The organism is Shewanella psychrotolerans (assembly GCF_019457595.1).
Taxonomy (GTDB): Bacteria; Pseudomonadota; Gammaproteobacteria; order Enterobacterales; family Shewanellaceae; genus Shewanella; species Shewanella psychrotolerans.
This window is the reverse complement of the sequence record NZ_CP080419.1, coordinates 135,757-156,160: the sequence shown is the minus strand read 5'-3', so window position 1 is coordinate 156,160 and position 20,404 is coordinate 135,757. Positions and strand designations below refer to the sequence as shown.

General features: G+C 45.8%; 13 protein-coding genes, 5 tRNA genes and 3 rRNA genes. 2 read left to right on the top strand and 19 right to left on the bottom strand.

Annotated elements, in window-relative coordinates:
* Window position 1: 1 nt before the first annotated feature.
* The 11 genes from rpoB to K0I62_RS00675 form a co-directional block, all read right to left on the bottom strand.
* The gene (gene rpoB, locus K0I62_RS00725; protein ID WP_220069696.1) at window positions 2-4,033 is read right to left on the bottom strand and encodes a DNA-directed RNA polymerase subunit beta; all 4,032 of its coding nucleotides are present in this window, start codon (window positions 4,031-4,033) and stop codon (window positions 2-4) included.
* A gap of 241 nt (window positions 4,034-4,274) precedes the next feature.
* Window positions 4,275-4,640, bottom strand: a complete 366-nt coding sequence (gene rplL, locus K0I62_RS00720) for a 50S ribosomal protein L7/L12 (RefSeq protein WP_028767981.1) — start codon at window positions 4,638-4,640, stop codon at window positions 4,275-4,277.
* Between the two features lie 53 nt (window positions 4,641-4,693).
* Entirely contained in the window at window positions 4,694-5,191 is a 498-nt protein-coding gene (rplJ, locus tag K0I62_RS00715; RefSeq protein ID WP_220069695.1) for a 50S ribosomal protein L10, read from the bottom strand.
* Between the two features lie 280 nt (window positions 5,192-5,471).
* Window positions 5,472-6,173: a 50S ribosomal protein L1 gene (gene rplA, locus K0I62_RS00710; protein ID WP_220062681.1), complete on the bottom strand. Its 702-nt coding sequence runs from the start codon at window positions 6,171-6,173 to the stop codon at window positions 5,472-5,474.
* Between the two features lie 4 nt (window positions 6,174-6,177).
* Window positions 6,178-6,606: a 50S ribosomal protein L11 gene (gene rplK / locus K0I62_RS00705; RefSeq protein WP_011863956.1), complete on the bottom strand. Its 429-nt coding sequence runs from the start codon at window positions 6,604-6,606 to the stop codon at window positions 6,178-6,180.
* 126 nt (window positions 6,607-6,732) lie between these two features.
* Window positions 6,733-7,275 (bottom strand): transcription termination/antitermination protein NusG, encoded by a 543-nt coding sequence (gene nusG / locus K0I62_RS00700; protein ID WP_220062679.1) that lies wholly within the window; start codon window positions 7,273-7,275, stop codon window positions 6,733-6,735.
* 9 nt (window positions 7,276-7,284) lie between these two features.
* Window positions 7,285-7,656 (bottom strand): preprotein translocase subunit SecE, encoded by a 372-nt coding sequence (gene secE / locus K0I62_RS00695; RefSeq protein WP_220062678.1) that lies wholly within the window; start codon window positions 7,654-7,656, stop codon window positions 7,285-7,287.
* A 284-nt stretch (window positions 7,657-7,940) separates the two neighbouring features.
* Window positions 7,941-9,125: an elongation factor Tu gene (gene tuf / locus K0I62_RS00690; RefSeq protein ID WP_220069694.1), complete on the bottom strand. Its 1,185-nt coding sequence runs from the start codon at window positions 9,123-9,125 to the stop codon at window positions 7,941-7,943.
* Between the two features lie 186 nt (window positions 9,126-9,311).
* A tRNA-Gly gene (locus K0I62_RS00685) sits at window positions 9,312-9,385 on the bottom strand.
* Between the two features lie 36 nt (window positions 9,386-9,421).
* Window positions 9,422-9,506: transfer RNA gene (locus K0I62_RS00680), tRNA-Tyr, on the bottom strand.
* Between the two features lie 7 nt (window positions 9,507-9,513).
* Window positions 9,514-9,589, bottom strand: a tRNA-Thr gene (locus K0I62_RS00675).
* 234 nt (window positions 9,590-9,823) lie between these two features.
* Here K0I62_RS00675 and coaA point away from each other — a divergent pair.
* Entirely contained in the window at window positions 9,824-10,774 is a 951-nt protein-coding gene (gene coaA, locus K0I62_RS00670; RefSeq protein ID WP_220069693.1) for a type I pantothenate kinase, read from the top strand.
* Window positions 10,775-10,779: 5 nt separating this feature from the next.
* Here coaA and birA read toward each other — a convergent pair whose 3' ends face one another.
* The 7 genes from birA to K0I62_RS00635 form a co-directional block, all read right to left on the bottom strand.
* Window positions 10,780-11,739, bottom strand: coding sequence for a bifunctional biotin--[acetyl-CoA-carboxylase] ligase/biotin operon repressor BirA (gene birA / locus K0I62_RS00665; RefSeq protein ID WP_220071233.1), 960 nt, complete (start codon window positions 11,737-11,739; stop codon window positions 10,780-10,782).
* Window positions 11,732-12,766, bottom strand: coding sequence for a UDP-N-acetylmuramate dehydrogenase (gene murB / locus K0I62_RS00660; protein WP_220069692.1), 1,035 nt, complete (start codon window positions 12,764-12,766; stop codon window positions 11,732-11,734). Before murB ends, birA begins: the two co-directional genes overlap by 8 nt.
* 200 nt (window positions 12,767-12,966) lie before the next feature.
* A 5S ribosomal RNA gene (gene rrf, locus K0I62_RS00655) occupies window positions 12,967-13,082 on the bottom strand.
* A 103-nt stretch (window positions 13,083-13,185) separates the two neighbouring features.
* Window positions 13,186-16,079: ribosomal RNA gene (locus tag K0I62_RS00650) — 23S ribosomal RNA — on the bottom strand.
* Between the two features lie 347 nt (window positions 16,080-16,426).
* Window positions 16,427-16,502, bottom strand: a tRNA-Ala gene (locus K0I62_RS00645).
* 135 nt (window positions 16,503-16,637) lie between these two features.
* A tRNA-Ile gene (locus tag K0I62_RS00640) sits at window positions 16,638-16,714 on the bottom strand.
* A 127-nt stretch (window positions 16,715-16,841) separates the two neighbouring features.
* Window positions 16,842-18,384 (bottom strand): 16S ribosomal RNA (locus K0I62_RS00635).
* The 16S, 23S and 5S rRNA genes sit together here with 2 tRNA genes alongside, the layout of an rRNA operon.
* A 659-nt stretch (window positions 18,385-19,043) precedes the next feature.
* Between K0I62_RS00635 and K0I62_RS00630 the strand changes: the two genes are divergently transcribed.
* Window positions 19,044-19,505, top strand: coding sequence for an RNA recognition motif domain-containing protein (locus K0I62_RS00630; protein WP_220062674.1), 462 nt, complete (start codon window positions 19,044-19,046; stop codon window positions 19,503-19,505).
* A 43-nt stretch (window positions 19,506-19,548) separates the two neighbouring features.
* Here the strand turns inward: K0I62_RS00630 and murI are convergent, their stop codons facing one another.
* On the bottom strand, window positions 19,549-20,340 hold the full coding sequence (gene murI, locus K0I62_RS00625) for a glutamate racemase (RefSeq protein ID WP_220069691.1): 792 nt from the start codon (window positions 20,338-20,340) through the stop codon (window positions 19,549-19,551).
* Window positions 20,341-20,404 lie beyond the last annotated feature (64 nt).

The window sequence follows — 20,404 nt, the reverse complement described above, 5'->3', positions numbered from 1 at the left end:
CTTACTGTTGATCCAACTCGATATTAATACCGAGTGAACGGATCTCCTTCAGCAATACGTTGAAGGACTCAGGCATACCTGGCTGCATCTGATGGTTACCGTCGACGATGTTCTTATACATCTGAGTACGACCGTTAACATCATCTGACTTCACAGTAAGCATCTCTTGTAGAGTGTAAGCGGCACCGTATGCTTCAAGTGCCCATACTTCCATCTCACCGAAACGCTGACCACCAAACTGAGCTTTACCGCCCAGTGGTTGCTGAGTAACAAGACTGTAAGAACCTGTTGAACGCGCGTGCATCTTATCGTCAACCAAGTGGTTAAGTTTAAGCATGTACATGTAACCTACGGTTACTGGACGTTCGAATTGGTTACCGGTACGACCGTCAAACAAGGTGCGCTGTCCAGAAGTAGGAAGACCTGCTAATTCTAGCATCTCCTTAATTTCTTTCTCTTTTGCACCATCGAATGCTGGAGTCGCAGTCGGAATACCGCCTTTAAGGTTCTTAGCAAGACGAATAACTTCTTCATCAGTAAATGAATCGATATCAACGCGCTGCTGCACGTCTTCACCAAGTTCATAAACTTGCTTGATGTAGTTACGAAGCTCTGCGAGCTCGCGCTGCTCTTCTAGCATAGCAGTGATCTTGTCACCGATACCTTTCGCTGCAGCACCTAAATGCACTTCAAGAACCTGACCGATGTTCATACGAGATGGTACACCTAGTGGGTTCAATACGATGTCCACTGGGTTACCATTTTCGTCGTACGGCATATCTTCTACTGGGTTGATCTTAGAGATCACACCCTTGTTACCGTGACGACCCGCCATCTTATCACCAGGCTGGATAGTACGTTTAACTGCTAGGTAAACCTTAACAATCTTCAGTACGCCAGGTGCTAAGTCATCACCTTGAGTGATCTTACGACGCTTGATCTCGAACTTCTTATCGAAGTCTGCCTTTAGCTCTTCCGCTTGCTCAGCTAACTGCTCTAGTTCAGTTTGCTTAGCTTCATCGTCGATAGTTTGCACTAGCAACTGTGAACGTGGAATCGCATCAAGTTGTGCTTCAGTATAACCTGCACCTAGTAATAGGTTGCGAGCACGGCCAATGACACCATCTTCAAGAATCTTAAATTCTTCAGTTAGGTCTTTCTTAGCCTGAGCGATATGCATCTCTTCGATTTCTACCGCACGCTTATCTTTCTCAACGCCGTCACGGGTAAATACCTGAACGTCGATGATGGTACCTTTAACTGAGTTAGGTACACGCAGTGAGCTATCTTTAACATCAGATGCTTTTTCACCGAAGATAGCACGCAATAGCTTCTCTTCTGGCGTCAGCTGTGTTTCACCCTTAGGTGTCACTTTGCCCACTAGGATGTCGCCACCCTTCACTTCGGCACCAATATAAACGATACCTGACTCGTCTAGCTTAGACAGCGCAGACTCACCTACGTTTGGAATATCAGCAGTGATCTCTTCGCTACCCAACTTAGTATCACGAGCGATACATGAAAGCTCTTGAATGTGGATAGTGGTGAAACGATCCTCTTGCGCAACGCGCTCAGAGATTAAGATCGAATCCTCGAAGTTATAACCGTTCCAAGGCATGAACGCGATACGCATGTTCTGACCAAGTGCCAAATCACCTAAATCGGTAGATGGGCCATCGGCTAGTACGTCACCACGAACAACTGGGTCACCAACGCTGCAACATGGACGCTGGTTAATACAGGTGTTCTGGTTAGAACGCGTGTATTTGGTCAAGTTGTAGATATCGATACCAGCTTCACCTGGAGTCAATTCTGCTTCGTTTACCTTAACTACGATGCGGCTAGCGTCAACGTAATCAACATAACCACCACGCTTAGCTGCAACAACAACACCTGAGTCAACCGCTAGCGTACGTTCGATACCAGTACCAACAAGCGGCTTATCGGCGCGCAATGTTGGAACCGCTTGACGTTGCATGTTCGCACCCATCAATGCACGGTTAGCATCATCGTGTTCTAGGAACGGAATCAGTGACGCAGCAACTGAGATGATCTGTTGTGGCGATACGTCCATATATTGAACGTCAGCAGCACGCATAAAGGTAGATTCACCCTTATGACGACAAGCAATCTGCTCTTCAACCATACGGCCATCGGCATCGATCTCGATGTTTGCCTGTGCAATAACGTAACGGCCTTCTTCGATTGCTGACAAGTAATCAACCTGATCAGTAATCACACCATCAACAACCTTACGGTAAGGTGTTTCAAGGAAACCATAAGAGTTAGTACGCGCAAAGCTTGCTAACGAGTTAATTAGACCAATGTTTGGACCTTCAGGGGTCTCAATTGGACATAGACGACCGTAGTGAGTTGGGTGAACGTCTCGAACTTCGAAACCAGCACGCTCACGAGTCAAACCACCAGGACCAAGAGCCGAAATACGACGCTTATGGGTCACTTCTGATAGTGGGTTGTTTTGGTCCATGAACTGAGACAGCTGTGAAGAACCGAAGAACTCTTTCACTGCAGCAGAAATTGGCTTAGCGTTGATCAGATCTTGAGGCATTAGCTCATTAAGATCCCCAAGGCTTAAACGCTCACGTACGGCACGTTCTACACGAACTAGACCGACGCGGAACTGGTTTTCAGCCATTTCGCCAACACTACGGATACGACGGTTACCCAAGTGATCGATATCATCGACTTCATCATTACCGTTACGGATCTTGATGATGTTCTGCATTACAGCAACGATATCTTCTTTGGTCAGAATGCCAGTACCTTCATCATCATCAATGCTTAGACGACGGTTGAACTTCATACGACCTACTTTAGATAGATCATAACGCTCTTCGCTGAAGAACAAGTTCTGGAATAGTGCTTCTGCAGCATCTTTGGTTGGTGGCTCGCCAGGACGCATCATACGATAGATCTCAACCAACGCCTCTAGACGGTTAGTGGTAGAATCGATACGTAGTGTGTCAGAGATGTATGCACCGTGATCAAGCTCGTTGATAAACAGTGTATCGATCTCTTTGATGCCGGCCATTGACAGCTTAGCAAGATCTTCTAGGCTGATCTCTGCGTTAGCAGAAACCAATACTTCGCCCGTATCTGGGTCGATATAATCTTGTGCCGCGATCTTACCAGAGATGTACTCAACTGGTACTTCAAGCTCTGTGGTATTCGTCTTTTCAAGTTGACGAATATGACGCGCAGTAATGCGACGGCCCTTCTCAACTAAGATAGTACCTTCAGCATCTTTAATATCGTAGCTTGCTGTTTCACCACGTAGGCGATCAGCAACTAGACCCATTACCAAAGTATCTTTCTTAATCTTGTATTGAACACGTTCAAAGAACAGATCAAGGATATCTTGGGTAGAGTAGTCTAGCGCACGTAGGATGATAGAAGCTGCAAGTTTACGACGACGGTCAATACGTACGAATAGTGCATCTTTAGGATCGAATTCAAAATCCAACCAAGAACCACGGTAAGGAATAATACGTGCGTTATAAAGCACCTTACCAGAAGAGTGGGTCTTACCACGGTCGTGGTCGAAGAACACACCAGGGCTACGATGTAGCTGTGAAACGATAACACGCTCAGTACCGTTGATAACAAAGGTACCGTTATCAGTCATAAGAGGGATATCCCCCATATAGACTTCTTGTTCTTTAATATCTTTTACTGTGCCAGGCGCAGCTTCACGGTCATACAACACCATACGTAACTTAACACGTAGTGGCGCAGAGTATGTAACACCGCGAATTTGACACTCTTTCACATCAAAAACTGGCTCGCCTAGCTTATAGCTGACATATTGCAGCTCTGAATTACCAGAAAAGCTCTTGATGGGAAAAACGCTACGGAAAGCGGCTTCTAAACCACGCTCACCTGTAGGATCTTGATCGGTGAACTTCTTAAAGGAGTCCAACTGGATTGACAATAGGTAAGGGATATCCAAAACTTGTGGACGCTTACCAAAGTCTTTGCGAATACGCTTCTTTTCAGAATAGGAGTAAACCATGGGTTTCCTCTGATTGCGAGATGTGACCAAGACTGAAACAACACTCAATGGTTGAAACAGCACGTTTGCCCATCACCGTTGATAGCAAGAACCTAACCAGTAATCTCTGCTAGGAACTGCAAAATCTGGCGACAAACGGTGAAAAAAAAATCGCCTACGCTTACAGCGCAAAAAAGGCCGACGGTTAAAAAACCGCCAGCCTCCGCCCGATTGCTCGGGAGGTTGTAAGTTATATTATAACTTACTTGATCTCTACTGCAGCACCAGCTGCTTCAAGTTCAGTCTTAAGAGCTTCAGCTTCTTCTTTAGAGATAGCTTCTTTAACTGCTACTGGAGCAGATTCAGCCATACCTTTAGCTTCTTTCAGGCCTAGACCTGTAGCGCCACGAAGAGCTTTAATTACTGCAACTTTGTTGTCGCCGTGAGAAGTAAGAATTACGTCGAATTCTGTTTTCTCTTCAGCAGCAGCAGCTTCGCCGCCACCAGAAACAACAGCAGCAGCGGCAGAAACGCCGAACTTCTCTTCCATTGCTTCGATTAGTTCAACAACTTCCATTACAGACATTGCTGCAAGGGCTTCTAAGATTTGGTCTTTAGTGATAGACATAACAAAAAATTCCTAATTGTACTGAATTCAATTTAATTAAGCGGCTTGTAAAATTAAGCAGCTTCTTTCTGATCGCGTAGAGCGGCCAATGTACGAACGAACTTGCCAGCAGATGCTTCTTTTAGAGTCATCATGAACTGAGCTAGTGCTTCTTCGTATGTTGGTAGTTTTGCTAAACGATCAATGTTATCTGCAGGGATTAATTCCCCTTCAAAGGCTGCTGCTTTGATCTCAAAGTTACCTTGTGCTTTAGCGAAGTCTTTAAGAAGACGCGCTGCTGCACCTGGATGCTCATTAGAGAATGCGATCAAAGTAGGACCAGTAAACGTATCATTTAGGCACTCAAAAGCAGTACCTTCAACAGCGCGTTTAACTAGAGTGTTACGTACAACTTTAACGTACACACCAGCTTCACGAGCGGCTTTACGAAGACCGGTCATATCACCTACAGTTACACCGCGTGAATCGGCTACAACTGCAGATAAAGCACCTTTGGCAGCTTCGTTGACTTCAGCAACAATCGCTTTTTTGTCTTCGAGTCTTAATGCCATTGGCTTTACTCCTGGATTCTATCTAGGGAATTCCCTAGCAATTACCAAACTAAATCAATCGACTTAGTTACTTACGGCGCGAATATCCAGGCAGAATAAAATCTAACTGGGGTCCGACACCGTCTACGTAGGAAATTAAGTTATCGTTATACGCTAACACCTACGGTCTTGGACGAGGGCCTATCAAGTAATGCAATAAAGCGCTAAAGAATAGACCTCAACCCACAAAGTGGGCGCATTATAGACTAATACGCCCACCTTGTAAAATCATGCTAAGAAATTAAGCCGCTGGAGTCAGGGTACCCTGATCAACCGCAACACCTGCACCCATAGTGGTAGAGATGCTCACTTTCTTAACGAAAACGCCTTTAGCTGCTGCAGGCTTAGCTTTGATAAGCGCGCCAAGTAGAGCTTCTAGGTTTTCTTTTAATTGAACAGTATCGAAGTCCACTTTACCGATAGTAGTGTGGATAATACCGTTCTTGTCATTGCGGTAACGCACTTGACCCGCTTTAGCGTTCTTAACTGCTTCTGCAACGTTTGGCGTTACAGTACCAGTTTTAGGGTTAGGCATTAGACCACGTGGGCCTAAGATTTGACCTAACTGACCAACAACGCGCATTGCATCTGGAGATGCGATAACTACGTCGAAGTTCATTTCGCCAGCTTTAACTTGTGCAGCAAGGTCATCCATACCAACAAGTTCAGCACCAGCTTCTTTAGCAGCGTCAGCGTTAGCGCCTTGAGTGAACACAGCAACACGTACGTCACGACCAGTACCGTGTGGAAGTACAGTAGCACCACGCACGTTTTGGTCAGATTTACGTGGGTCAACACCTAGGTTAACCGCTACGTCAACACTCTCAACGAACTTAGCAGTAGCTAGTTCTTTAAGTAGTGCAACAGCTTCGTTGATGTCGTAGCTCTTAGTTACTTCTACTTTTTCGCGGATCAAACGCGCGCGTTTAGTTAGCTTTGCCATTATATTAATCCTCTACTACCAAACCCATTGAACGCGCAGTACCTTCAATTGAGCGAGTCATCGCTTCAATATCAGCACCAGTCATATCAGCGGCTTTAGTCTCAGCGATTTCCTGGACAGCGCTACGCTTGATAGTTCCCACTTTTTCAGTGTTAGGACGGCCTGAACCAGACTTAAGACCCGCTGCTTTAAGCAGTAGGAATGAAGCAGGTGGCGTCTTAGTTTCAAAAGTGAAAGAGCGATCAGTGTAAACAGTGATAACAACAGGAATTGGCATACCTTTCTCGAACTTTTCAGTACGAGCGTTGAATGCTTTACAGAATTCCATGATGTTAACACCCTTCTGACCCAATGCTGGACCAACTGGTGGCGACGGATTTGCAGCACCGGCTGCTACTTGTAGTTTGATGTAACCATCAACTTTCTTTGCCATGAGACATTTTCCTCAAGTATGGGTACAAACGCTAGCGACGACATGCCGATTAGCTCCCCGAAAATAATGGGTGCGGATTATACAAAAATCCGCACCCATTTCCAATACGTTTTGTGCTTTATTTAATCAGCTTTTTTCGATCTGACCAAAATCAAGTTCTACAGGCGTCGAACGACCGAAAATCATCACAGACACTTTAACGCGGTTCTTCTCGTAATCGACTTCTTCCACAGTACCATTAAAGTCTGCGAAAGGACCGTCGGTAACACGTACTACTTCACCAGGCTCAAACATAACGCGATGAGTTGGAGACTCAGTCGTTTCTTGAAGGCGTTGCAAAATCGCATCGGCTTCTTTGTCAGAAATCGGTGCTGGACGATCTGAAGTACCGCCAATGAACCCCATCACACGCGGGATGCTTTTCACTAAATGCCAGCTTTCGTCATTCATTTCCATCTGAACTAATACATAGCCAGGGAAAAATTTGCGTTCGCTCTTACGGCGCTGACCAGCGCGCATTTCGACCACTTCTTCAGTAGGTACTAAAACCTCACCAAAGTAATGCTCCATTTCGTGCATTTTGATGTGTTCAAGCAATGATTTGCACACACGACCTTCATAACCAGAAAAGGCCTGAACCACATACCATCTTTTTTTTGCTTCAGTCATACGAAATGCCTATACGCCTGTAATAAAATTAACAATTCTCAGCAATACCGCATCCATACCCCAAAGGATCAATGCCAGTATACCTGTTGCCGCTAGAACGATGAATGTCGTATTTAGGGCTTCTTGACGCGTAGGCCAAACCACTTTACGAACTTCAATGTGAGATTCGCGAGCAAATGTCAGCGCTTCCTTGCCCTTCACGGTTTGAAGAGCAATAAAGCCGGCTACTGCGAATGCCACTACGACACCGATAGCACGAACCAATACGCTAGCTTCGCTATACATTTGATTAGCAATAATGGCAGCCGCCAGTAGAATCACTACTAGGCCCCATTTTACGATATCCAGAGAATTACCCTGGTTTTCAGTATTTGTTGTCATCGGTTAATTCCGTTACTCACTACGACCTGAGCTTAAGTCTGGCCAGTCTATAAATTCTTTAATTAAGCAAAAATTGATTTGACCGCCCACATTATGCCCGAAAATAAATTAATCTCGGAGCAAATAAAGTCAGCCCAGAGGGTCAAAAATCGGCCATAGATTGTATTCTTATTCGTTGCTGTTGGCAAGGCGACTCAGTCACTGTTACCAACAAAAATCTATCACTGAAAACAAAAAAGGCAGCCTAAGCTGCCTTTTTCAGTGTCTATTAAGACTCGCTGCGATTAAGCTACGATCTCTGCAACAACACCAGCACCAACTGTACGACCACCTTCACGGATCGCGAAGCGTAAACCTTCGTCCATCGCGATTGGGCAGATTAGTGTAACAGTCATAGCTACGTTATCACCAGGCATTACCATCTCTACGCCTTCTGGCAATTCGATAGTACCGGTTACGTCAGTTGTACGGAAGTAGAACTGTGGACGGTAGCCTTTGAAGAATGGAGTATGACGTCCACCTTCTTCTTTAGACAGAACATAGATTTCTGACTTGAAAGTTGTGTGTGGAGTGATTGAACCTGGCTTAGCCAATACTTGACCACGCTCAACTTCATCACGCTTAGTACCACGTAGTAGTACACCACAGTTCTCACCTGCACGACCTTCGTCAAGCAGTTTACGGAACATTTCAACACCAGTACAAGTAGTCTTAGTCGTATCTTTAATACCTACGATTTCTACTTCGTCACCTACGCGTACGATACCACGCTCAACACGACCAGTTACAACAGTACCACGGCCTGAAATTGAGAATACGTCTTCGATTGGCAGAATGAATGCACCGTCGATAGCACGCTCTGGCTCTGGGATGTAAGTGTCTAGTGCGTCAGCTAGTTCAATAATCTTAGCTTCCCACTCTGGCTCGCCTTCAAGTGCTTTAAGCGCAGAACCTTGGATAACTGGTAGGTCATCACCTGGGAAGTCATATTCAGATAGAAGTTCACGAACTTCCATTTCTACTAGCTCTAGAAGCTCTTCATCATCAACCATGTCACACTTGTTCATGAATACGATGATGAATGGTACGCCAACCTGACGTGAAAGCAGGATGTGCTCACGAGTTTGTGGCATTGGACCATCTGTAGAAGCTACTACTAGGATTGCGCCGTCCATCTGTGCAGCACCAGTGATCATGTTTTTAACATAATCCGCGTGACCTGGGCAGTCTACGTGTGCGTAGTGACGTGTTGGTGTGTCATATTCGATGTGAGAAGTATTAATGGTAATACCACGCTCACGCTCTTCTGGAGCGTTATCGATTTGAGCAAAGTTCTTAACTTCACCACCGTGAGTCTTAGCCAATACAGCTGAGATAGCTGCTGTTAGAGTTGTTTTACCATGGTCAACGTGACCGATGGTGCCCACGTTTACGTGAGGTTTGCTACGTTCAAATTTTTCTTTAGCCATGGTATTGCCCCAATTAAGAGATACTTGGTGATGAAATCTACATACAACAAAAAATCCGATGCCTGTAATGTCATCGAATCGATTAAGTTAAGATATTTAGGAAGCTTAGCTGGGAGGCTGAAGGCAGTCTATCGAGAACGGCCCCGAAGGGAATGGCTCTTAGATATGGGCACTATCAGCGAAAATTGGAGCGGATGGCGGGAATCGAACCCGCGTTATCAGCTTGGAAGGCTGGAGTAATACCATTATACGACATCCGCGCAACCTAACTAAGGTTACCTAACTACCTAGAAAAATGGTGGAGGGAGAAGGATTCGAACCTTCGAAGGCTGAGCCGTCAGATTTACAGTCTGATCCCTTTGGCCACTCGGGAACCCCTCCAGAGAAATGGTGCCGGCACCAAGAGTCGAACTCGGGACCTACTGATTACAAGTCAGTTGCTCTACCAACTGAGCTATGCCGGCGTGTCATTTCGGTAGCGGATATTAGGTAATCATGAGCACAAGTGCAATAGCTAATTTTAAAAATCTTTAAAAAAAATGGTTAAACGGCGTTTTTTCGGCCAAACAAGACGGTATCCGTATACTATTCAGTCAAAAATTACAGATTGATTCATCCTCATGGTGCCAAAGGTGTTTTTGCGGTTGTCCCCCTAAAGATGATGGTGTACTGTGCTTTTCCTAAGGGGAGATTTGTCCATGCAAGCCACAAACCAAATTCACAACGCGTTATATCTCGCTTTCGAGCGTCAACAATGGGCGGAACTCAGAAAATCTGTACCGTTAATGTTAAGCGAAACAGATCTAGCAGATTTACGCGGTATAAATGAGTCCATCTCCTTAGATGAAGTCACAGACATTTACCTACCACTGAGTCGATTATTAAATCTAATCGTGGGGGGGAAGCAACAGCGCGGATTGGTACTCAGTCAATTCCTTGGACGAAAGCCGCCAAAACGCCCCTATATTATCAGTATTGCTGGTAGCGTAGCGGTGGGTAAAAGTACGACTGCTCGTATCTTACAGGCGTTACTTAGACAATGGCCTGAACACCCAAAAGTAGACTTAGTCACTACAGATGGCTTCTTATATCCATTAGCGGAACTGAAACGTCGCGGACTATTGCAACGTAAAGGCTTTCCTGAAAGTTATGATATGAAGATGCTGGTCGAATTTATCTCTAAGATAAAGGCGGGAGAAAGTCTGGTTCACGCGCCAATCTACTCACATATTAGTTACGATAGAATTACCGATACAAATCAAATCATTCAACAACCTGATATTTTAATTATTGAAGGACTTAATGTTTTACAAACAGGACAAGATACTCATGTTGCAATTCAACAGCCTTTTGTCTCTGATTTTGTCGACTTTTCCATTTATGTTGATGCAGAAGAATCGCTGCTAAAAAATTGGTATATATCGAGATTTTTGAAATTTAGAAGCGGCGCCTTTAGTGATCCTAATTCTTATTTCCATCATTATTCTGAATTGGATGACAATGAAGCAACCAAGATTGCGGCCAATATTTGGGACAGTATTAACGGTCCCAATCTGAATTTAAACATATTGCCGACACGCGACAGAGCTCATCTTATTCTCCGTAAAGGTACTGATCATTTGATGAACCAGGTTCTCTTACGGAAATAGTATCGCTATTGGGCACGGAGTGATATTTCACCGCCGACATAAGCTTTAACACCTTGAGCCGTTTCCAGTAAAACGGCTCCTTGCTCATCTATACCGCAACAAATACCTTCAACGACATTGTCGCCCATTAATAGTTTAATGGGCTGGCCGTCAAATAGATCAACATCACGCCAACGCTGTTTAAATACTTTTAATCCATCGCTTTCAAACTGCTCAAGATCGATAACCAACTGCTGCTGTAACTGAATCATCATAGACGTTTTATCAGGCATTTCGGTTAATTCAGACAGATCGCTCCACGGCTGATCAATCTTTTCAGATTGTTGCTCTGGCATCGACATATTCACACCAATACCGATCACTACATTACAAAGACTATCGGCCTGACCGTTCATTTCAATTAACACGCCTGCTAGCTTCTTATGATTTAAATAGATGTCATTAGGCCACTTAACACCAACTCCAGCCACGCCCATGTTGCGCAATACAGTAACCAGTGAACATGCAACGACAAGACTAAGCCCCATGGCTTGCGCCATGCCTTGAGAAAACTGCCAATAAAGCGATGCATAAAGATGGCCACCATAAGGTGATACCCAGGTACGTCCACGACGTCCACGCCCTGCCGATTGATGCTCCGCGACACAGATGTCACCACTGGCTAGGTCGTTAACATGATCCAGTAGGAAAGCATTGGTTGACACAATGTCGTCAAAATAGAAACACCTCGCATTTAACGACTTCTTTAACCGCTTTTCATCAATCAAGCTTAGGGGCGTCGCGAGCTTATATCCTTTTCCCTTAACGCTAAAAACGTCAACGCCAAACTCTTCTAAACTCGCTATATGCTTGCTTACCGCAGCACGAGAAATGCCAAGGTTAGCAGCTAACACCTCTCCAGAAATGAAGCCCCCGCGACTTAATTCGGCAATAATTGCACGTTTACGCTGCCACTGATCATGCATCATCAATCTCCTTTTGCCCTGACGCACCAATAATTCGAGGTTCGACTTCTAGCACCACCATAAAATGCGTTTGTATCGTCGCGATAATATGGCGTGCCAATTGGCAAACATCGTCACCGGTCGCTTGATTTCTATTCACCAGTACGAGCGCCTGCAGTGAATGCACTGAAGCACCGCCTACAGAAGAGCCCTTAAGACCCGCCTGCTCTATTAACCAACCAGCAGCCAGTTTCACTTCATCGTCATCGACCACATAACCGACGATATCAGGATACTGCTGTTGCAACATTTCGAAGTGTGATTTACTAACGATAGGATTTTTGAAAAAACTGCCTACATTCCCCAATACCTTAGGATCAGGTAGCTTTTGTTGACGTGTCGCGCAGATGCAATCAAATACAGCCTGAGGGGTAACACTCTCACAATCAAATCCCTTTAAAGGGCCGTAGCTTAGATTGGGATTCCATTGCTTATCAAGCCGTAATCCAACACTCAAAATCACCGCCCTGTGCTTTAATACCTGCTTAAATATCGAGTCTCGATATCCAAAAAGGCATTCAGACTTACTAAGACGCTGATAATCACCGGTTTCCAGATCGAGATATTCAACCCACTCACAGTATTGGGCAAACTCGGCACCATAGGCTCCAATATTCTGTATCGGTGCAGCGCCAACAGAACCAGGAATTAATGCTAGATTTTCTAGCCCCGGCATCTTATTTACCAGACAAAATACGACAAAATCATGCCAACTTTCGCCTGCTTCAACGACTAAGCTATAGGCGTTAGCATCTTCAGTAACTTTGATACCCTTACTGCCAACCACCACGACAGTACCTTCGAAGTGAGTTGTAAGCACGATATTACTGCCGCCACCAAGCACTAGCAAAGGTACTTCGTTACATTTAGCATTGAGACAGGCTTCGACTATCTGCTTGCGATCAGATGCATGGATCAGCTGATCACAATTAACGTCTACGCCTAGAGTATTTAGCTTAGCGAGTGAATGGTAAATGTTGGTATCCATAAGATCTGATTAACGACACAAAAATGCCATTGTACCCCATCAGCAGTCTGCTGCATAAAGCAAATGCTGACAAAAGAGATCCGCAATCCCGCTAGCGGTCTTCAGTGAAATCGACAGAGAAAAAATTCTCAGCATCATAGCTGATGATTTTCAGACGTAAAAAAGCCCGCTACATCGTAGCGGGCTTTTTCGTATTAGGCGCCTGGAAATGACCTACTCTCACATGGGGAGACCCCACACTACCATCGGCGCGATTGCGTTTCACTTCTGAGTTCGGGATGGGATCAGGTGGTGCCACAATGCTATGGTTTCCAGACAAAATTGGAAATTTGAAAAGCTGTTTAAAATTGAGTCACACTAAATCAAGTGCGGTATTCTTTCGCTAAGTATTCACTTAGTTAGAAACCCTTTTGGGTTGTATGGTTAAGCCTCACGGGTCATTAGTACAAGTTAGCTCAACGCCTCACAACGCTTACACACCTTGCCTATCAACGTAGTAGTCTCCTACGGCCCTTTAGAGAGCTTAAAGCTCTAGGGATGACTCATCTTAGGGCTCGCTTCCCGCTTAGATGCTTTCAGCGGTTATCGATTCCGAACGTAGCTACCGGGCAATGCCATTGGCATGACAACCCGAACACCAGCGGTTCGTCCACTCCGGTCCTCTCGTACTAGGAGCAGCTCCCTTCAATCATCCAACGCCCACGGCAGATAGGGACCGAACTGTCTCACGACGTTCTGAACCCAGCTCGCGTACCACTTTAAATGGCGAACAGCCATACCCTTGGGACCGACTTCAGCCCCAGGATGTGATGAGCCGACATCGAGGTGCCAAACACCGCCGTCGATATGAACTCTTGGGCGGTATCAGCCTGTTATCCCCGGAGTACCTTTTATCCGTTGAGCGATGGCCCTTCCATTCAGAACCACCGGATCACTATGACCTACTTTCGTACCTGCTCGACGTGTATGTCTCGCAGTTAAGCTGGCTTATGCCATTGCACTAACCGTACGATGTCCGACCGTACTTAGCCAACCTTCGTGCTCCTCCGTTACTCTTTGGGAGGAGACCGCCCCAGTCAAACTACCCACCAGGCACTGTCCTCAACCCCGATTCAGGGGCCAGAGTTAGAACATCAACACTACAAGGGTGGTATTTCAAGGTTGACTCCACAAGAACTGGCGTTCCTGCTTCTAAGTCTCCCACCTATCCTACACATGTAGGGTCAATGTTCAGTGCCAAGCTATAGTAAAGGTTCACGGGGTCTTTCCGTCTAGCCGCGGGTATACGGCATCTTCACCGCAATTTCAACTTCACTGAGTCTCGGCTGGAGACAGCGTGGCCATCATTACGCCATTCGTGCAGGTCGGAACTTACCCGACAAGGAATTTCGCTACCTTAGGACCGTTATAGTTACGGCCGCCGTTTACCGGGGCTTCGATCATGAGCTTCTCCGAAGATAACCCAATCAATTAACCTTCCGGCACCGGGCAGGCGTCACACCGTATACTTCCTCTTGCGAGTTTGCACAGTGCTGTGTTTTTGATAAACAGTTGCAGCCACCTGGTATCTGCGACTCCCGTCAGCTTAGAGAGCAAGTCTCATCACCAACAGGAGCGTACCTTCTCCCGAAGTTACGGTACCATTTTGCCTAGTTCCTTCAGCCGAGTTCTCTCAAGCGCCTTGGTATTCTCTACCCAACCACCTGTGTCGGTTTGGGGTACGATTCCTGCTAACCTGAAGCTTAGAAGATTTTCCTGGAAGCATGGCATCAACTACTTCAGTTCCGTAGAACCTCGTCATCAACTCTCAGTGTATGTGCACCCGGATTTGCCTAAGTGCACCACCTACTGCCTTAAACGCGGACAACCAACGCCGCGCTAGCCTAGCCTTCTCCGTCTCTCCATCGCAGTTAGCAGAAGTACAGGAATATTAACCTGTTTCCCATCGACTACGCCTTTCGGCCTCGCCTTAGGGGTCGACTCACCCTGCCCTGATTAACATTGGACAGGAACCCTTGGTCTTTCGGCGTGGGGGTTTTTCACCCCCATTATCGTTACTCATGTCAGCATTCGCACTTCTGATACCTCCAGCGTGGGTTACCCCTTCACCTTCAACGGCTTACAGAACGCTCCTCTACCGCACTAGCGCAAGCGCTAGTACCCATAGCTTCGGTGTATTGCTTAGCCCCGTTAAATCTTCCGCGCAGGCCGACTCGACTAGTGAGCTATTACGCTTTCTTTAAATGATGGCTGCTTCTAAGCCAACATCCTAGCTGTCTAAGCCTTCCCACATCGTTTCCCACTTAGCAATAACTTTGGGACCTTAGCTGATGGTCTGGGTTGTTTCCCTTTTCACGACGGACGTTAGCACCCGCCGTGTGTCTCCCGAGTAGTACTCATTGGTATTCGGAGTTTGCAAAGGGTTGGTAAGTCGGGATGACCCCCTAGCCTTAACAGTGCTCTACCCCCAATGGTATTCGCTCGAGGCGCTACCTAAATAGCTTTCGAGGAGAACCAGATATCTCCCGGTTTGATTGGCCTTTCACCCCCAGCCACAAGTCATCACCGCATTTTTCAACATACGTGTGTTCGGTCCTCCAGTTGATGTTACTCAACCTTCAACCTGCCCATGGCTAGATCACCGGGTTTCGGGTCTACACCTTGCAACTAAACGCGCAGTTAACACTCGGTTTCCCTACGGCTCCGCTATTCGCTTAACCTCGCTACAAAATGTAAGTCGCTGACCCATTATACAAAAGGTACGCAGTCACGGTCTCAAGAACCGCTCCCACTGCTTGTACGTATACGGTTTCAGGTTCTATTTCACTCCCCTCACAGGGGTTCTTTTCGCCTTTCCCTCACGGTACTGGTTCACTATCGGTCAGTCAGGAGTATTTAGCCTTGGAGGATGGTCCCCCCATGTTCAGACAAGATGTCACGTGTCCCGTCCTACTCGTTTTCACGTAAAGTTAGTTTTCATGTACGGGGCTATCACCCTGTGCCGCTGTGCTTTCCAACACATTCCACTAACACCCTCTACGCTTAAGGGCTAATCCCCGTTCGCTCGCCGCTACTAGGGGAATCTCGGTTGATTTCTTTTCCTGAGGGTACTTAGATGTTTCAGTTCCCCTCGTTCGCCTCATTAAGCTATGTATTCACTTAATGATGACAGCTTATGCTGCCGGGTTTCCCCATTCGGACATCGTTAGCTCAAATGCTTGTTACTAGCTCGCCAACGCTTTTCGCAAGTTACTACGTCCTTCATCGCCTCTGACTGCCAAGGCATCCACCGTATACGCTTAGTCACTTAACCATACAACCCAAATGAGTTTCATAAACTAATGTCTACAAATCACATCCTATCCAAGCGGGTAAGCTCGGACGTTGTATCGTAACTAATGGTGTTTACTTTCGCCAAAAGAATACTCATGAATCATCATCCTAATTAAAGGTAATGATTCGGCACTTGATTTAAGTGTTTGAGAACTCAATTTTAATTTTCGCGTCAATGCTACAAACCATAACCACCTACAATGTAAGTAATTACAGTCCCTTTCACATCAACACTATCAGCTTTCCAAATTTTTAAAGAGCGGGCTTAAAAAAGCCAAAGATAAATTTTTCATTTATCTTTGGCATCTCTATCCATGTGCAAGTAAATGGTGGAGCTATGCGGGATCGAACCGCAGACCTCCTGCGTGCAAGGCAGGCGCTCTCCCAGCTGAGCTATAGCCCCATTTACATGCAGTCAAACAAATATATCGAATGCCAAATAATTTTGGCGAAGCCAAATCGAGTTTAGTCAAGGCAACTTGTTGCGACGTTTAGTTCACTAAACGAGTAACAAGTTAACGTAGAATAAACGAAGATTTGGTGGGTCAGAGTGGACTTGAACCACCGACCTCACCCTTATCAGGGGTGCGCTCTAACCAGCTGAGCTACAGACCCATTCTTTTTGGTTATTTAATTCTTACTGAATTAAATCCCTCAAAAATTATCTTTCGATATTTTTGCTCTTTCTTTCTATCAAGTAATCTGTGTGAACACTCAACAAACATTAAGTTAGTCGTATAGGTAAGGAGGTGATCCAGCCCCAGGTTCCCCTAGGGCTACCTTGTTACGACTTCACCCCAGTCATGAACCACACCGTGGTAAACGCCCTCCCGAAGGTTAAGCTATCTACTTCTGGTGCAGCCCACTCCCATGGTGTGACGGGCGGTGTGTACAAGGCCCGGGAACGTATTCACCGTGGCATTCTGATCCACGATTACTAGCGATTCCGACTTCATGGAGTCGAGTTGCAGACTCCAATCCGGACTACGACAAGCTTTGTGAGATTAGCTCCACCTCGCGGCTTTGCAACCCTCTGTACTTGCCATTGTAGCACGTGTGTAGCCCTACTCGTAAGGGCCATGATGACTTGACGTCGTCCCCACCTTCCTCCGGTTTATCACCGGCAGTCTCCCTAAAGTTCCCACCATTACGTGCTGGCAAATAAGGATAAGGGTTGCGCTCGTTGCGGGACTTAACCCAACATTTCACAACACGAGCTGACGACAGCCATGCAGCACCTGTCTCACAGTTCCCGAAGGCACTAAGGTATCTCTACCAAATTCTGTGGATGTCAAGAGTAGGTAAGGTTCTTCGCGTTGCATCGAATTAAACCACATGCTCCACCGCTTGTGCGGGCCCCCGTCAATTCATTTGAGTTTTAACCTTGCGGCCGTACTCCCCAGGCGGTCTACTTAATGCGTTAGCTTGAGAACCCAGTGTTCAAGACACCAAATTCCGAGTAGACATCGTTTACGGCGTGGACTACCAGGGTATCTAATCCTGTTTGCTCCCCACGCTTTCGTACATGAGCGTCAGTCTTTGTCCAGGGGGCCGCCTTCGCCACCGGTATTCCTTCAGATCTCTACGCATTTCACCGCTACACCTGAAATTCTACCCCCCTCTACAAGACTCTAGTCTGCCAGTTCGAAATGCAGTTCCCAGGTTGAGCCCGGGGCTTTCACATCTCGCTTAACAAACCGCCTGCGTACGCTTTACGCCCAGTAATTCCGATTAACGCTTGGACCCCTCGTATTACCGCGGCTGCTGGCACGAAGTTAGCCGGTCCTTCTTCTGCGAGTAACGTCACACCTAAACGCTATTAACGCTTAAGCTTTCCTCCTCGCTGAAAGTGCTTTACAACCCGAAGGCCTTCTTCACACACGCGGCATGGCTGCATCAGGCTTGCGCCCATTGTGCAATATTCCCCACTGCTGCCTCCCGTAGGAGTCTGGGCCGTGTCTCAGTCCCAGTGTGGCTGATCATCCTCTCAGAACAGCTAGGGATCGTCGCCTTGGTGAGCCATTACCTCACCAACTAGCTAATCCCACCTAGGTACATCCAATCGCAGAAGGCCCGAAGGTCCCCTCTTTTCCCCCGTAGGGCGTATGCGGTATTAGCAGTCGTTTCCAACTGTTATCCCCCTCGACTGGGCAGTTCCCTAGGCATTACTCACCCGTCCGCCGCTCGTCAGCAAATTAGCAAGCTAATTCCTGTTACCGCTCGACTTGCATGTGTTAGGCCTGCCGCCAGCGTTCAATCTGAGCCATGATCAAACTCTTCAATTAAAGTTTTGTTGAAGCTAAAAGCTTCGGCTCAATGAATTCTGATTCCACATTAAAGACTCGGAAGAATCTCTAACATGTTGTACATATTGCTATGAACACTCATCTTACATTGAGTAAAATTTTTGATTGCTTTACATCCGAAGACAGAAAAGCAATTTCGAATAACTCAACACCTGCGAGTGTCCACACAGATTACTTGATAAATTGTTAAAGAGCGTTAGCACATCTCGGTAGTTCCAAGTGGCTAGGGCTGCGTATTCTACGCATTCCCGTGTTCGCGTCAAGCAGTTTTTGAAAACTTTTTGATGCGGCACTTTTCAGTGCCTGAACACCTTGTAAGCTAGGTTTATTAACTTAGCAACTTAGTGTTTCGACTTGTCTCTGCGAGCTTTGCCGTGTCAGTGGATGCGCATTATAGGGAGTTCTTGGATGGGCGCAAGTGCTTTTTCTGCGATCACCGATCGCTCGGCGATCTTTTGAACATTGTGATGTTTTTTGTATCGAATCGCTGATTTTTACGACTATAGATAGCTAGACAACTTTATATTATTAGTTAATTAAGTTCGTTTTTTCATCAATATACTAGTGTAATGATCAATAATTCATTACCATATACGAGCTGTTAACAGTTAATTATCAATTCTTCAGAGAACATATATATGCAAAAGCCATTTCTTATTGTTTTGATTGTCGCCGTCATTGGCGCATTGGCAATATCTCAGTTCGCGCCAGATCTCTATTCTGCAATCGCGTTTTTTACTGGTGCTATTATCGCAAGCGTTATTTTTACCCTTCAGTCTTCAAGTTCAACTACAGAATCAAATGAACAGTATAAAGGCCCCACTATGACACTTTATGTTGGCAACTTGCCATATCGTGTACATGAGGGAGAAGTTAAAGAGCTATTTGGTAAATATGGCCCTGTAAACTCGGTTCGTCTTGTGCGTGATCGTAAGACTGGTCGCCGCAAAGGTTTCGGCTTTATCGAGATGTCAGAAGCAGGTGCAAAAAAGGCGATGAGTAAGCTTAATGAATTTGACTTCCAAGAGCGTACTTTAAAGGTACGTGAAGCCAAATCTCAAGATGCTGATAAGTCCGACGCTGATCAGCAAGTCAGCTAAACCCTGTTTAACTTGTTATACAAGGAACATTAGTAGTCTATCTTTACTCTGTCGATGACGTTAGTTGCTCGATTACAGAGAATCCATATTCTGCTAGTGTTCTTTTTAATCCTATCGAAATATCCTTCGTAGTAAAGTATGCCTTACTCTCTATTGGTCCCACGTTAGAAGAAAGCTGTTGTAATAACACCTTCACTCTAGCCGCGATAGCTGCGGCAGAATCGAGTAAAGTGATACCATCGCCTAAACTAGCCTGAAGCTCCTCTCTTAATATAGGAAAATGGGTACACCCTAATACAAGTGTATCAATTTGCGATTGCTTAATCGGCAGTAGTATTTTCTCTATTAGCTGCTGTTCGACATATTCTTGGGCCATTTTAGCCTCAGCTAATAACACTAACTCCGACGAACCGAAACATTGCACTTCACAACCAGTGGCAAACCTCTGTATCAGATCATGGGTATAACTCCTGACGACCGTTCCAGGTGTTGCAAGCAAACCGATATGCTTATTTTTTGTCATTTCAGCTGCTGGTTTAATGGCAGGAACCACTCCGACTATCGGAATGGAGAGACTGGCGCGAAGCGCTGGTAGTATAAGTGTACTTGCGCTATTACAGGCAACCACAACTATATCTGCGTCCACTTGACTAACCGCGTTACCTATTATGTCAATGCAGCCTCGGATCAGTTGTTGCTCTTCCAACTCACCATAAGGCAGCCTGGCATTATCAAATAGATAGTAATAACTCTCGTTTGGCAGGGTTTGCTTAATTTCAGACAATATGGAGAGGCCACCGACACCGGAATCGAACACTAAAATATTTGCCGACAAACTGAATTCTCCAACTGTAAAATCATAAACGGGTAAAGGGATATTTTCCCATAGCAAGGGACAA